15 protein-coding genes and 2 pseudogenes are annotated in these 14,222 nt (G+C 56.6%); 5 read left to right on the top strand and 12 right to left on the bottom strand.

All coding sequences use genetic code 11. From position 1 onward, the window contains the following. The first annotated feature begins 349 nt into the window (after positions 1–349). A pseudogene (locus QTL96_RS09145) lies at positions 350–930 on the top strand (cysteine hydrolase). A gap of 246 nt (positions 931–1,176) precedes the next feature. Here the strand turns inward: QTL96_RS09145 and QTL96_RS09140 are convergent. The 3 genes and pseudogenes from QTL96_RS09140 to QTL96_RS09130 form a co-directional block, all read right to left on the bottom strand. After that, on the bottom strand, positions 1,177–1,503 hold the full coding sequence (locus tag QTL96_RS09140) for a sigma factor-like helix-turn-helix DNA-binding protein (protein WP_289727641.1): 327 nt from the start codon (positions 1,501–1,503) through the stop codon (positions 1,177–1,179). After that, positions 1,497–1,688 (bottom strand): annotated as a pseudogene (locus QTL96_RS09135) (sigma factor); the annotation flags it as partial. The pseudogene QTL96_RS09135 and the gene QTL96_RS09140, both read right to left, overlap by 7 nt. Positions 1,689–1,797: 109 nt before the next feature. After that, a complete protein-coding gene (locus QTL96_RS09130) occupies positions 1,798–2,172 on the bottom strand; it encodes a response regulator (protein ID WP_289727515.1) in 375 nt (124 codons plus the stop codon). Positions 2,173–2,948: 776 nt separating this feature from the next. On the opposite strand from QTL96_RS09130, the gene QTL96_RS09125 reads away from it, so the two are divergent. Further along, positions 2,949–3,389 carry an OmpA family protein gene (locus QTL96_RS09125; protein WP_289727514.1) on the top strand — a complete coding sequence of 147 codons (441 nt, stop codon included), beginning with the start codon at positions 2,949–2,951 and terminating at the stop codon, positions 3,387–3,389. A 214-nt stretch (positions 3,390–3,603) separates the two neighbouring features. On the opposite strand, the gene QTL96_RS09120 is transcribed toward QTL96_RS09125, so the two are convergent. The 4 genes from QTL96_RS09120 to QTL96_RS09105 form a co-directional block, all read right to left on the bottom strand. Next, positions 3,604–3,807, bottom strand: coding sequence for a hypothetical protein (locus QTL96_RS09120; protein WP_289727513.1), 204 nt, complete (start codon positions 3,805–3,807; stop codon positions 3,604–3,606). A 165-nt stretch (positions 3,808–3,972) separates the two neighbouring features. Beyond that, positions 3,973–4,563 carry a hypothetical protein gene (locus tag QTL96_RS09115; RefSeq protein WP_289727512.1) on the bottom strand — a complete coding sequence of 197 codons (591 nt, stop codon included), beginning with the start codon at positions 4,561–4,563 and terminating at the stop codon, positions 3,973–3,975. A gap of 75 nt (positions 4,564–4,638) precedes the next feature. Further along, on the bottom strand, positions 4,639–4,986 hold the full coding sequence (locus QTL96_RS09110) for a hypothetical protein (RefSeq protein ID WP_289727511.1): 348 nt from the start codon (positions 4,984–4,986) through the stop codon (positions 4,639–4,641). Between the two features lie 151 nt (positions 4,987–5,137). Continuing rightward, on the bottom strand, positions 5,138–5,608 hold the full coding sequence (locus QTL96_RS09105; protein ID WP_289727510.1) for a hypothetical protein: 471 nt from the start codon (positions 5,606–5,608) through the stop codon (positions 5,138–5,140). A gap of 203 nt (positions 5,609–5,811) precedes the next feature. On the opposite strand from QTL96_RS09105, the gene QTL96_RS09100 reads away from it, so the two are divergent. After that, a complete protein-coding gene (locus QTL96_RS09100; RefSeq protein ID WP_289727509.1) occupies positions 5,812–6,063 on the top strand; it encodes a hypothetical protein in 252 nt (83 codons plus the stop codon). 165 nt (positions 6,064–6,228) lie between these two features. Here QTL96_RS09100 and QTL96_RS09095 read toward each other — a convergent pair whose 3' ends face one another. The 4 genes from QTL96_RS09095 to QTL96_RS09080 all read right to left on the bottom strand — a co-directional run bounded on the left by QTL96_RS09095 (position 6,229) and on the right by QTL96_RS09080 (position 10,366). Continuing rightward, on the bottom strand, positions 6,229–6,387 hold the full coding sequence (locus QTL96_RS09095) for a cold shock domain-containing protein (RefSeq protein WP_289727640.1): 159 nt from the start codon (positions 6,385–6,387) through the stop codon (positions 6,229–6,231). A 534-nt stretch (positions 6,388–6,921) separates the two neighbouring features. After that, positions 6,922–8,175: a cation:proton antiporter gene (locus QTL96_RS09090; protein WP_289727508.1), complete on the bottom strand. Its 1,254-nt coding sequence runs from the start codon at positions 8,173–8,175 to the stop codon at positions 6,922–6,924. 4 nt (positions 8,176–8,179) lie between these two features. Beyond that, positions 8,180–8,992 carry an NAD(P)H-dependent oxidoreductase gene (locus QTL96_RS09085; protein WP_289727507.1) on the bottom strand — a complete coding sequence of 271 codons (813 nt, stop codon included), beginning with the start codon at positions 8,990–8,992 and terminating at the stop codon, positions 8,180–8,182. A 246-nt stretch (positions 8,993–9,238) separates the two neighbouring features. Continuing rightward, positions 9,239–10,366, bottom strand: a complete 1,128-nt coding sequence (locus tag QTL96_RS09080; RefSeq protein WP_289727506.1) for a helix-turn-helix domain-containing protein — start codon at positions 10,364–10,366, stop codon at positions 9,239–9,241. Positions 10,367–10,935: 569 nt separating this feature from the next. Here QTL96_RS09080 and QTL96_RS09075 point away from each other — a divergent pair. Beyond that, complete coding sequence (locus QTL96_RS09075; protein WP_289727505.1) at positions 10,936–11,199, top strand: hypothetical protein; 264 nt, start codon at positions 10,936–10,938, stop codon at positions 11,197–11,199. An 865-nt stretch (positions 11,200–12,064) separates the two neighbouring features. Continuing rightward, a complete protein-coding gene (locus QTL96_RS09070; protein ID WP_289727504.1) occupies positions 12,065–12,589 on the top strand; it encodes a hypothetical protein in 525 nt (174 codons plus the stop codon). Positions 12,590–13,289: 700 nt separating this feature from the next. Here QTL96_RS09070 and QTL96_RS09065 read toward each other — a convergent pair. Further along, on the bottom strand, positions 13,290–13,547 hold the full coding sequence (locus tag QTL96_RS09065; RefSeq protein ID WP_289727503.1) for a helix-turn-helix transcriptional regulator: 258 nt from the start codon (positions 13,545–13,547) through the stop codon (positions 13,290–13,292). Positions 13,548–14,222: the final 675 nt, after the last annotated feature.

Raw genomic sequence — 14,222 nt, 5'->3', positions numbered from 1 at the left:
TTGCGATAGCCGACGACCGTGGTCTCCGCTTTACTCTTATACCAATTCCACTGCCTATACCCGAGCTCACCGACAGTTTGCTGACCGTGTCCACGATATCACGCAACGCGATCCGTTCTTAGAAGCTGACGACAGGCAGCGGATGACGAGCTTATCCGCGATCTCGAAATTCGGACCTCCGTCGTAAAGTTTCACTAGACCATACTGCGCTCTGAGGCGGTCAGTTCATGACGGTTTTCGGAAACCTTGGCCAGCCAGCCGACGGCCGCCCAACGATGCTCTATAGATGGTTCGTGAGAGCGTGCTATAGGGGCAGGCAACTTTTCGCTACTGTCGTCGTTAGACAGAAATGATCAAGATCGGACAGTGGCGACATATCTGCGTCGACGTTCAGCGCATGTTCGCCGAAGACACGCCATGGTTCGTCCCTTGGATGCGCCGGGTGATGCCTCAGGTTGAAGAAATTTCTCGATCTCACGCCGAGCGCACCATTTTCACGCGCTTTATCCCGCCTGCCAGTGCCGCGGACACAATCGGGGCGTGGCGCGACTACTATGAAAAATGGAGGGCGATGACCAGCGAGCACCTACCGCGAGGGATGACCGGCCTCGTATCTTCTCTGGAGCGTTTTGTTCCTCCAGCGCGTGTGTTTGAAAAGTCCACCTATTCACCTTGGATCGACGGCCGGCTGTTTGCTCATTTGCGCGAGGACCACGTTAGCACGGTTGTCGTGACGGGAGGCGAAACCGATGTATGCGTTTTGGCCACGGTGCTCGGGGCCATCGATCTAGCCTTCCATGTGATCGTGCTGAGTGATGCAGTTTGCAGCGGAGCCAATGGGGCCCATGATGCCGCGACCCATCTCTTCGCAGCGCGGTCTCCGTACAACTCACCATGATGACGATTGAAAAATTTCTATCCTCTGTTTGAGCGACTTGGGGCGGACGACCGGCCCCGGTTTCCCAAAGCAGCTTCCGATGTTGACCGCAGTGTACGCCGAGACTTGGCGTCCGAAACACGCCAACTTATCCTGCAGAGTGATCTGCCACCATTATTGCATTTCCAATGGTAAGATGCGTCGTCACAAAGGGTGCGGAGTGATATCAAACCCTTGAGGGGAACACGCGGACCAGAGGAGACCCAAACGGTCTGGTGTGCACCGGTGCGAATCTCCGGTTAAGATAATGCTGTGCGCTGGTCCATATCATGTGAGAGCCGCATTCGTGCTCGATTGACACGACTCTTCACAGTCCCGGCGGGGCAGTGGAAGTGCAGGGCGGCCTCCTCATATGACCTTCCGAGAATGAAGACGAACTCAAATGCCGATTTGTACGGCTCGGGCAAGGCCCCGCAAGCCCGCTCAAGTTCATGGCCGACGACATGCCACTCCTGAGGCGGTCCGTGGCAAGCCTGTCGAACAACCTTCTCGTCAATCCCGTCACTTCGCGCTTCAGGCGCTGGTAGCGCGAGCAAAACGCATTTCGCATGATCGTGAAGAGCCATGACTTCAGGTTTGTCCCCCTCTCAAAACGGTCGGCATTCGCAAGTGCGCGTACCAACGTTTCTTGAACAAGATCTTCTACATCTGCTTGCTGACGTTGGAAGGAACGAGCGAACGCCGTTAGTGCTGGGACACATTCGACGATTTGCTCCTCAATCGACCCGCTAACTGATTGTTCATAGGCCATGTCAACTCCTCTGCCCTAGGGATGAAGAATTGTCGCGGAGCTTTGTTCCGAAGGCAGCGAAACCGTACGGTTCCGACCAATGACGCTGACTGCTATCTGGCCATGGATTTCACGCATTTCCACCGAACAAAGCTTTGGCTATTTCCTGCAAGTCCTCAAGATTGTTTGACAAAACGTAGCCGCCGTAGGCCCTGTCAACAGGGATACCCAAGTCTGCTACTGCAAAGACAAAGGGAATGCGACGCTCACTAAGGAACTCGACCATCGGATAAACCAGTTCGCCGTCAATGCGAATGTCGACGATGGCACCATCCGGAGAGGATCGCTTGGCCACTTCGATCCCGGATACGACTGACGGAGCTGGACCAAGTATAACGGCACCTACGCGCGTCAGCACTGTGCTCACGTCGCTGGAAACAAAAAAACCGTTCTCGACGATTAGGATGCGTTTTCCTTGAAGTAGCGGGACAGATCTCGTGATCATTTGTAACGATCGCTTTGCTTTGAAGGTGTACTGCCAAATGGCTCGGTATTGCTAAACCCAGCGATCGCAGGTCGTGTCTAAAGCCGTTCCCCTACTGACTTTGATCCAGGGCGTGTGGCGAGGGCTGGCCTTTACTCTCATCAGCTTGCTGGGAAGAGTGGCGTGTTCCGACAGCGATCGCGGCAATCGCCAGCATTACAACTGCGAATATCAAATACCTCATCTGCTGCTCCTTGCCAGAGAATGCGAGGCTAACTGCCCGGATCGACAGAGTGCCTCTAGTGGAAGCTCTCGCCTAACTTGAAGGAGTGCCAAAAGTTTCCGGAGATTCTCAACGTTGAGAGCTGTTACGTATGAGACGGCCCAACGATATAGCTGAAAGGAGCGATCTCCGCTCGGCGCGGGTCAGTGCAGCCGATATCCCCCTATTCCAACTAGTGAGTGCGTTGTTTCGCGGTTCCCCCGAACGGCTTCATCCGACCACTTCGATGGCAGTATGTTGTGGTCCCGAGCGTAAGACGCACGTCCGCGCCGGTTAGCGCATTGCTGCGGAACAGCGCATGGTGCAGCTGGAGACACAGAATAACGAGTTGTCGGCACAGCTTGTCGAGGCGCAGTCTTAGCTTGGTTCGCATATGACGCCATCTGACCGCGCCAAGTTCGAGAGCGAGTGGCGTGAACTGGTGTCCGCGCGCCAGATCATCTTGAAAAGCTCACGGCCGTCGCGAAGGTCCTCGCCAAAAACAACGTGTCCCTCGACCAAGCACCGGCGAAACTTGAGGAGATGCTCAAGGGCAACATCCGACCGGCACGAGTGGCCTCCGATTATCAATCTCTCCGAAGCCGGGGGCTATTTCACGTCGGGTAGCGCGGCGCTGACACCTGAGTTCGAGGGCAAAGTCGAGACTTCTATCGCTGACCAGATTGCCGACAACCTCGAGCGCTACAAGGTCGACGTCGTCGAGGTGATCGGTCACACTGACGAGCAGCGTGTCGCCAGGAGCACCTCCAACCTCGACGACGCGTCGATCGGTGTCATCAATGGCCGGCTCCCGGTCGATGCTCTCCAGCCGGCGGATAACGCCGGACTTGGGCTTGCCCGGGCAATCGCGGTTGCGAATGTCTTGAAAGCCAAGGCAAACCTCAAGGACGTCACGGTGTTGCCGATTTCGGCCGCACAGCTCGTCGTCCCAGATGACAAGCTCACTGCGGGGTAGGTAGGAGATGTCCAAGAGCGTCGACGCATTGAAATCCGAATACGCAGACGGGCGGAATCGCTACAGCCCTGATCGCGTCCGGGCAGTTGAAGGTAGGCGCGATCTTTAGTTTCGCCTGGCTTCAACGAACTACCGATGATTGTCCAGCTCACGGCCTTTGACGATAGCGCCCAAGCCTAAATTGTCGCGAAATGGGCAGTCGTGTATAGGTGAGCTAACCACTCGATTTCATCGCAGGGTTGGCTAGGGCGACGGGAGTGGCTAATCGCCAGCCTGCCTTCGTGAGCTGCGGCTTGTCGTCGCTTCCGTTCACAAGGCCCAAAACACGCAGCTTGAACGTGGTATGCGGGTCGAGAAAGACCACATCTCTGCCGCCGATCTTGCGCAACTGGTGCAATTCGAAAGCGTCGAGCGTCATAACCTTCCCACCGAGTTATTGATCGAGAACTCAACATAAATCCGCGGAGTTGGAGAGTCTAGTTGTCGCACGATGCATCCGTGTATTTCCCCAAACCCAACCCGATCTCAACGACCGCTTCTTACCAGCAGGGCGCGCTGGGCCTTACCTGACGATCGCGTCTCTTTAATCGGTATTGGTCTTTGTCCAGCGGCTCTCAGCCTGGTGCTCGGTCCGGAATGGGCTACTTCCTGCTCCTAAAAGGGAAATGCACTCGGCGATTTCGGAAGCTGGAAAATACACTAGCCGTCTCTTCTCTGTTTCCAAGATCGTTCCGACAAAACGCCATTCTGCAGATGTATGTAGATCGATCATTTGCGAGCTGATCACCCGCGGCTGCGAACCATTCGAAACGTCAATGAAACTAGATACGCCTGTGGTGCCGATTACGCCGATGGTATCCGACGGAAGGATGTAAATATTGAAACGAGGGTCTGCGATCGACGTGTCAACAATGGGCCCGGCGTTGATCTTTCTACCTGCGACCACAACAACATCAAAGTCACTGTTGTCGAGAACGCCGAACCACTTTCTGACTGTCACAGTCGTGCCCTTCCCAAGGTCGGCGGTTGCTTGCGAAAAAGGGAAAACTTTAACCCATGCGATTGGCACTACAATAAAGATGAAGAGCATCGCCAACACGACTTGAACAACCCTCGTTATGGCTCGTAGAAATTGCACGTACCAAACCTCGCGGCGGTCCCTGTGGAAATGCATGGTTGTCCCCTCTAGTTCAGATATATTGTGCCAGTCCTACTGGCGAGTAAGCCTCCCGGTGACGTGGATCAATCCTCACTGTGCCGAGGTGGCGCCGTAGGAGAGGGTGTTGTTGTTCACTTTTTTCGGTACGACTGTCACGGTGTCATCTTCGTCGGTGTGTTGATACGTCATGCTGTTGCCCGAGATTGCCCCTTCAATCCGTTGCGGCCCACCAACGCTGGACTGCGACGAGCCGCTCCCACGGTTTCCGTTGACTGAGACGTCCAAGGTAATAGGTCCGCGCGCTATGCCCCAGCCGATCGATCCTGTCCATTTCCCTTGGAAGTAGCCGGGACCACCTTCGTCGGCGGACTTGCTTGAGCCCAGCCTCTTTCCCTCGTCTTCGTTCGACGCGTACTGCGTGCATCTCTTGATCTGCACTGATTTTTTACTGATTGGCTTCGTCCCGAATAAGCTTTCTTCTTCGGTATTTCCATTTTTGATAACGGTGGTCTGCGGCGTGTTGTCGAGGAAATATTCTACCTTCGATCATGAGGGAGCCGAGCTCTCAACCGTCGCTTGGGCCGAATAGCTACCTTTTGACCCGGAGGTTGTCGGCGGCGTCGTTCGAGAGGCGGAACCGGGTTCGATCGGCGTCCATCAATCGTCGTTCTCGCCGGAAAGTTTGATAGACGGCCCAAGCGCTGTCGCGGCCGTTCAGGCTTGTAGTTCTGCATCTCGCTCGCGGTGAGGTAACGCATATCGTCGCTCGGGAAAACGCCAATGTGCAAGCCGAGGCGCACTGTGCGGCGCGCAGCCGAAGCGTCGACAACCCAAGCGACCGGATCAATCGACCGTATTCCATCGCTTTGGCGACGTTCCCGCCGTTGCTATCGAAGGTCACCGTCCTGGCACCACTCGTGGCGATCTCCTTCGCCAGGGGGTTCGGATCGTCGCGTTGAGTGAATTCGCCCTTCAACACGATTACTGGTGGCGAGCCATCCATTGGAACGGTGCGCAGCGTGATATCCGCGCGGGCGGCATCGAGGAAGGCGAGGGACATCAGACACGTCAAAGCGATTATACGCGGCAGCACCAAAGCAGACCTCTTCTCACACAAAAAAAACCAGTAATCTTCTTACCGAATACTTTCAATCAGTGCGGCTGCAAAGATCACCGTACCTCTTATACGTTCACACTGATTTGACCATTCTCCAGCCATCATCTTGCCGAGTTGTCGTCACAGAACTGGGTTTGGAGGTTGTCATGTGTAATAGATACGAAGACCGCTATGTCGAGCTGACGACGCAATTGCGCTCAATCGAGGCGTTTTGCGACTTTCTTGCAAACGGTGGGACGGTGCGTGTCGCCGATGGGGACGGGGCCGCATTCAAAGAGGTGACGGCCAGTGTGCTTGCGAGACAGCGACATCACGCTGACTCAATCCGAAAGACAAGGCGTCAGTTGTTTCCCGATCGTGCCGATGAGCAATTTCAACCGCTGTATACCAGCCATTAGAAGTGTAGTGGGCGAAGTGGGCGTCGGTAAGCTATTGCTCGGGCGCGTGGCGCACCCAATAGCGTTCAAGCGGCTCGACAAGTGCTGGCTAACACAGGGAGCGCGTTAACACCCACCCGCGGATGACTAGATCGGTCGATGGGAAAGCCTGCTGCCTCAGGTATTTTACCCAAGCTTGATGTTGCTAGCCTTGGGGCCCTTACCGCGCTTATCCGGCTCCGTATCGAACGTCACCTTCCGGCCTTCCGGAAGTGCCTGTAGTCCAGACGACTGCAACGCGGAGATGTGAATGAAGATATCAGCACCGCTGCCGCTGGGTGTGATGAAGCCAAAACCCTTGTCGGAGTTGAAGAACTATACTGTACCCGATGCCATGTTTTCCCCCTAGAAACTTATGGGAACCAACATGCTGTCAGTTATAGTCGTTATCAACTGTTTCCGAGCAAAGCCACTGTGGCGGCGCTTGGCGATATTGGCGACAGCGATGATGTATCGCTCAACAGACGGATGACCCGATCAAACTATCAGAACGGGTATTGACCTAGCCGAGCAAGGCGCACCTTCCGGTTCCGCCGGCTCTTGGCGGCCCCAACGTTTGCACGGCCCAATATGCTTATGCCGAACTCTGAACCGCCACCTTACACAGCTCCAGCTACGATCGAAAATGAGCGTACATCCGGGTACCGTGTACTGTAGCTAGCCGACGCGCATGGTGGAGGCTTTTCAAATTTGACCCTAGCTGACGCGAACGGCTCCGAATGACCTTGGCGGCCTGGGGAATGGAGCTTGCTACCGAGCATATGGAAGCGCCGTATCCGATCATTGTCGCTAAATCCATAAAGTCTCCCTCCCGTGAAGTCACATCGCAGTCGGTTTCATTGCATCAACGCCACGCTTTCGATCGATCCATCCCATCACAGGAGTAACTGCGATCCCATGCAGGACGATAGATGCAAGGATGATGACGAAGACGGTGGACCAAACCGTCTCCATTCCTTCGAAGTCCGCCTTGTCCGAGGCGTAGGCAAGGTAGTAGATCGATCCGAGACCACGGATACCGAAAACCGAGACGATAAGCTTTTCCGCTGTTGGGTGGCCGCATCCTGCCAGGCTCAACCAGCCAGCGAGCGGCCGAACCAAGAGGAGCGTCAAAGCCGCTACGATGGCGACCCGCCAGTCGACCTGAGACAGCAGTGATCCTTCAGCGACAATCGACCCGAAACAGACGAGCAGGACCATCATAAGGAGCCGCTCGATCTGTTCGCCGAAATCATGCAGTTCACTGTGGAAATGGCTCCGACGCTCAACGTGCCGAATGGTCAGTGCGGTCACGAACACCGCGACAAACCCGTAACCGTGAACCAGTTCGGTCGCGCCATAAGCCAGGAACGTGAATCCGAGCGCAGCCAAGCCGTCCCCGGTTTTTGCGATCCGTCCGGTCTCGGGAAGTTTGAAGGTCAAATAGCCGAGCAATCGCCCAACGAACCACCCGACCCCCACACCAGCCACGAGCTTCCAGACAACATCGATGGCCAACCAATGACCGATCCAACCCTGTCCGTTGCTTGCCGCCATGGCGATCGCTGCCATAACGAAAGGAAAGCTTAGCCCATCATTGAGGCCTGCTTCCGACGTTAGGGCGAAGCGAATGTCGTCCTCCTCACCTGTGTGCGGGGGGCCAACCTGTATATCGGCGGCAAGGACCGGGTCGGTCGGTGCCAACGCCGCGCCAAGCAGAAGCGCCGAAGCGGGGGGCAGTCTAAGTATACACCAGCCAAGAAGAGCGATGGCCGCGATTGACAGCGGCATAGCGATCCCGAGCAGGCGCCAGGTGATCATCCAGCGTTTCCACCCTAGCGCCCGGTCAATCTTCAGTCCGGCGCCCATCAAGGCCACAATCACGACCAACTCCGTCAGACGCTCCGCCCACATGGTGTTTTGCAATGGATTGAACCGGGGAAGAGGTGTGAACGGCGACCAGGTCAGCAGAATGCCGATGGCGATGCAGCAGATCGGCAGCGATAGCGGCATACGTTTCAGAGCCAGCGGCAGCCACGTCGTCAGAAGTACGACCACTCCGAAGATGAAGAGTGTGATGACGTAGCTGTTCAAAGACCTACTTCTCCCGCGGCGACTTTAGGCCGGTGCCGGCCGCGACCTGCTGACCGGTGCGCGTCGCGGCTACCGCATCGTACAGTGTACGCGCAGCGACCTTCACTTCTTCCTGAAAACCTGCGTCCTTCTCGTAAGCCACGTGATTGGTGGCGTAAGGCTCCCAGTATCCGATATAGCGGTCTACTTCGGCGCGTACGCCGACTGGTACGAGTTCCATGGATTTGAGCCAATCCGATACCGAACGACGAACATTCTCGGCTCCCTCGGTGTCGCAATGAACGATCACCGAGAAAAGACGGCCCTCAAGATGCCTAGGATAGTCCCAACCTTTCAGTTTCTTGGCTTCCTTGGCTTGCTTGTCATGGGTCGTAGTCGGTTCGGGATTGCCACCGTCGGCGCAGACGAGGCGGTCGATCATCAACTTCAATGGTGAGGAAGTCTGATACCAATTCACCGGCGTCACGATCAGGATTTCGTGCGTCTCCACCCAAAGCGGATAGATTTCGTTCATCCAATCAAGGGTCTGCCCGAGCGAATAATTCGGGTAGCAAGAGCACGGCCAATGACAGAGCGCTGCCGCGGTCGAGAAGCAAGCCTTGCATGGATGGATCTGCCGACCATATTCGGAGGCTAGCCGGCTAAGGTCCAGCACGTCCCACGCGGCGTCGGCAATTCTGGCGAGTTCCTCTCCAAGGGACTCAAAGGCACGATCTTGGAACTGGTTCAAAAAGCGTCGCTCGAATTCATCCTCGGCAAGTCGCGGGCTCGGGCTGCCTTTTCGCGGATCCAGATTCTCAAGTATGGTGCCAGACATTGGATCGCTCCTGTGACGAAGCACGTTAAACGTCGGGCAATGGCACCAGTTCCGACGAGAGCTTTTCGGTTCGAACTGGCCCTTGTCGCTACCGTTCCAAACGACGCTGGGCGAGTGAACTGACGAGTTTAAGGGTTAGTTGACTGGGGCCGTCGTAGCTCACCTCTCGGGGTCTGGCTCACTGTCCTTTGGCGTATTTGTGATGCTTGAGCGGACCGAGCGATTGGCTAGTAACCAACAGCATGCTCACGCAAATAGCGCAGTTTGACCCACCTTCTCCGCGCGAAACAAGGGTAGAGCCATCAATCGGCGGTGCTCGTCTTCAGGAGTGCCATAGGATTCGCCAGCGAACTTGATCAGTTGAAAACGGTCACAAATTTCAAGACGGCTTCTGGTGGACCGGATCAAATGCTCGCCTTCGAGGACATGGATGGCGTCGGTCACTGAAGCTCGCCGAGCGCCAAGCATGATAGAGAGATATTCATGAGTGAGCTCGAACGCGCCGATCGGCGTTCGGTCATCCATCATCAGGAGCCAACGGGCGAGCCGGATACGCAAATCGAACTTTCCATTCGCGAGCGCAGTATGACTTACTTGGATGCCGAGCGAGCGAGCAAAGCGGCCAGCCAGCAAGTCAAATTCGGGAAAATCCCTGAGCACCAGGCTAAACTCATCCGCTGCCATTGCGAATGTTCTGCCTTCCGCTTGATTAATGAGTTCGTGCGGCGTCCGGTTATCTCCGAGCGCAATACCAGTACCAGTCATGCCCTCTAATCCGATAAGTCCTGTTTCTATCTTCGAGCCGTTGGAGCCAACCGCAATTAGCGAAGCGACGCAGTCGATCGGAAAGTAGACACGGCTGATAGCTTGGTGGGGAACCTCGAGTATGGCCCCTCTCGGCACATGAACAAGCGTGAGCAGTGGCAACAGGCCCTTGAGGATTGCCTCCGGAAGTCGAGCAAGAATCTGGTTTTTCGAGGCTTCTTCCAGCAATACCGGCCGCGGACGGGATACCCTCGACAGCCCGAGCGCCAATACTTCCTCTTCCAAAGGTTTGCGCAGGACGATCTTGTCGGCGTGACGGTCGGGCAAAATGTCGACATCGTAGCCGGTGGCGAAGATGAACGGTATGCCCAGCCGCTCTAGTTCATCAGCCACCGGAAAGACCATCTCGCCCCGGAGGTTGATGTCCAGTATAGCACCGTCGAGATCAGGAACCGAGGCTATGGTTTCGAGCGCCTCGGCAACGCCTGGCGATAATCCAGCGATATTGACGCCAAGCGTCTCGAGTCGAGCGGCCAGCTCGGTGACCGCGAAATAGTCGTCTTCGACCAGGAGGATAGACTTCCCGGCCAGATCTTCGTGCGTGGCCATGACTCGGATCCTTTTGGGTGAACCCATTACATGGGGCGATGCCGACACCAGGCAAGTGTGGCCTGCCCAGGCCGACGGAGACGAATTGCGTGAAGACGTCAACCGGGCTTTTTCGAACATAGGCTATGTATAAACGGGAACGTGGGCAACGACTTTCCCACCCTCATCCCCGATCTCGAAAACTCTCTCGCAGAGCGGCCAACCACGACATCCCAGTGTTTGGCGGATACGACACCCATTGAAGAGCGCCGCCGCTCCCCACCTCCGCGCTCTGGCGCCGAAGGCAGACGCCGAGGCTGCGGCCGCACTGAACGCCGCCTTTAAGGGTGGCGCCAGGCAAACGGCTTCCGGCTTCCGGCTTCCGGCTTCCGAAGGGAGAATAATCCATTGCCCGCTACAGCGAGATCTACGCAGGTCCGGTCTCCGAGAACCTCCCGCAGGTACAGGAGCGTCTTAGCGCTGCTGCCATCCTGCCCGGTACCGCACTCGCCGCGTTCGGTTCGAGCTTCGCCCAGGCCGGCGCAGCATCCAAAGCCAAGGTCTACCTTGCTCAGGACAACTACCTCGCAATGAAAGGCATTGATGACGCCTGGCTGGCCAACGACCGCATCATCGGCATGGAGGTGATCGACGAGCGCCTCTTCAACGTTCGCGTCCCGAAGGGCGTCAACGTTGCCGCGGGGGCGCTGACCACGAGCGCCTCCGGCCAATTCGTCCTCGCCACCACCGACAACCGCATCATCGCGTTTGCCGAGGAGGCTTACAACAACACCTCTGGGGCTGATCAGCTTGTCCGTGCTCGTGCGGCGAAGAGCGCCCTGGCATCTGCGTAAGGAACTGAATCAATGCGATACTTCTGCAAACAGCTCGTCGCCAACTCCCACCCATTGGCGAGAATGCTGCTTACCGGTGCCACTGAGTTCAAACGCAGCCACTGGTTCGTCAACTGCTTCGCCGCCATGGAGTCGCTTTCGAGCAAATACATGGATGGCTTCTGACGCGCTGGTGCTCTTCTGGACTGATCACAGCCGCCTCGCAGCACCATCAGCATTTCAATCATCATCGGAAACCACCAATGAACCGCGCAAATTTCTCCGCTGCGGTGCACACGTCGTTGTTCGGCGGCTAGCTTGACACGTGCCGGGCTAAGGGCATGGAAGCAAGGTTGAGATCCGGTCGTTTTCCTCGTGGGTCCGCTCACCGGATCTCATGCGCCGCATGCGTTTGGGGTGTACGACACTCTCAGACCTGATCAGTGAATCGAAATGCGGTCCATCTCCTCGGCCGCGGCGTAGTTAGCAGAATGTTACTATCCACACGCAAAGGCCCGCCGACGTGGTGGCCGACCTCTAGCGTATCAAGAAAAGCGACTTGGTCAGTTCACCACGGGCCAAACAAATGGCAGCGCCACGACAGCGAGAGCTATCAAGGACGATAGCCCCAGTTTGAAGCGTCGAATACGCCGAGTGCGAACGCCTTTCCAATCATATGCCATACCGAAGATCCTCATGATCACCCGCGAAAGAATGTTCGCGTCATTGATGTCGGCAGGTCTTGACACCACGAAGCTTGCCTGAACCTGTCTCCCCCACAGATCGCCCCGCCACCAATCACCATTAAAACTCGGCGAGTTCCATGCTTTGCGGGTAACTGCAGCGCATCTGCGCGCGGCTGCGAAAGGGGGTGAACGCCGAGAACATGAACTCTGTCCTCGTAGCGCTCGACGCTATGGCGCCCGATACCGCGACCGTTTGCACCGATCGGTGTAGTCCCTTGTCCAGCTATCAGGCGAAAGCGGTGCTTCCGCTTCGACCGCGAGGTCAGGGCCCGACCGAAGCGCAGAAGCGCTACGCACGAGCACGGAATCTCGGCAACCCGCCGCAGGTGGACGACGATGGCGGCAAGCTCTACATCGGGTGGACGCCTGGCCAACTGACTGGGAAGGGGAACCACGAGGCGTTCTACAACTGTGCGCGTCAACACGGATCCATGGCAGGGCCTGGTATCTGGTACTGGCAAAGCCGTAACCTCAATCGTTGGGCCGACCAAGCCGACATCGAGACGATCACCAAGAAGTGGAACGGCAGCATAAGAGGCTTCGCCGATCGCATCGACCGCTTCGTTCGCGTGTCGCTTGTGGTCCTCGGATATGTGCCCCGAACGCCGTTGAGCAGTTCCAGAGAAGCGCCGGTTCCGATGCTGATGGCGATCCTGGCGCCTTAGACGCGCGCAGCCCTACACAAGGCGCTCCTGGCACTGTCTGGTGCGTCGACGAAGATAGCAGCCTTCTCCGCGGCTTCCGTATGGGTTGCCGAGCGCGCGCCGCCGATCGAGTGCGTAAGCGCCGTGGCCCTCTCACCCACCGTGCCACAGGGCGAGGCGCTCGAGATCGAGTTCTCTGTCTCTCGGAAGAGGATTTGTCCGCTCATCACGAAACACTGGCTGTACGACGAGGCCGGCGAGGGACACTCGATACCGGCGTTCTGCTGGTAGCGAGCGAGACATACAGCGGCCAATTACCGTGCCGACGGCAGCAACACCCGGCCCAGTGTGTTAAAATGTCACACTCGACTACTTGTGTGACCCGCTGCAGAGCTGGGTAGGTCCGATCCACGTCGTGTCGCCGCCAATCAAGTTCACGACACGTTGCTTCAAAGTCGACTGGCGAAGATGGCTATTGTGGCGAAGGGCATCGAGCTTTGGGGTAACGAGCCCTTCGCCTGTCACCCAGGCGTCCAGAAACTTCCAAGCGACCGCCTATGTTAACCGATCTAAGGTCGAGAGCAAGATCGGAAGGCGTGTTGGGCCGTTCTGTAAGAAATCCCGCACAAGGCGGGCTGAACTGGAGAGAGGGTGGCCCCGCGGGCATGGGGACAAACGCGGCTGCATTCATAACTATGACGCAGCAGAACGTTCCAATGCCTTATGGTTTTTCCTGCCCGAGATAGTCGTCCAGCAGCGATGACGGCTTTAAACGAAGGGTGCGACAGATCGTCAGGAAGGTTGAAACGGACATTGAATTCTTGCCGCTCTCATACTTTCCTATCTGCTGGAACGAAACTCCGAGAGCATTCCCAAGATGGGTCTGACTTAATCCAAGCGTCTTGCGAGCCATCCTTATACGTCGCCCCAACTTATTGTTGACTTCGATCTCTTCTTTATTTTGATCCGCCGAATTCATCTTTCAACCTGTTATCAATTGCAGATATCTATTTACACGTTGAAAGCGACTGAGTGGATTTCACGTGATCCAGAAAAATACAACTTTGGGAAATAACTCGCTTAGATTCGGGCCATTACGGCCGCCCAGCCCGGGAAGGTCGGTATCTCTATAATAGTACCGGCCGATCGAGATCAGATACTGCGCGATCTCGCGGACGAGGTGATCGCGAAGGCCGTATTGATCGCAGATCTGGATTGAGCAACTTCCGCGCTGTGACCTTATTTTCCTCCGGGGAAAGCTCAGCATCACCGATAATATATCCGCCGCTGCCCAGGAGAGCAGTGATCTCGCAGCCATGGCGGCGGCTGATCCCGCTGCGGCCCGCGCCCCCTTCGTCGATGACGCCCATGCTGCCGGCATGCCTATCCTGCCTGACGTCACGGCAGATCCGGAAGGCGAGTTAAAAAAAGCCCCGCCAAGCGCGGGGCAAAACGGTATCGTTGAGTGCAGCGATTATATTAGCATTCCCTTCGGAAACCTCAAGATTAAGCTGCTTCCAGGAATCTCCCGTGATGGCGAAATCGCCGCGTTCTGGGCCTCTCTAGTCGAGCGACAAGCCGCTCCGTTGCCGTGCGAGCAAGCCTCGCGACGATGCGCTCCCGAACCTTCCTCTTGATCCCATGCCGGCCCGTA

Origin of the sequence: Rhizobium sp. S163 (assembly GCF_030380805.1) — a bacterium.
In the GTDB taxonomy this organism is placed as follows: domain Bacteria; phylum Pseudomonadota; class Alphaproteobacteria; order Rhizobiales; family Rhizobiaceae; genus Rhizobium.
The sequence above is the reverse complement of the archived record's forward strand: the minus strand, read 5'-3'. Positions and strand labels throughout refer to the sequence as shown.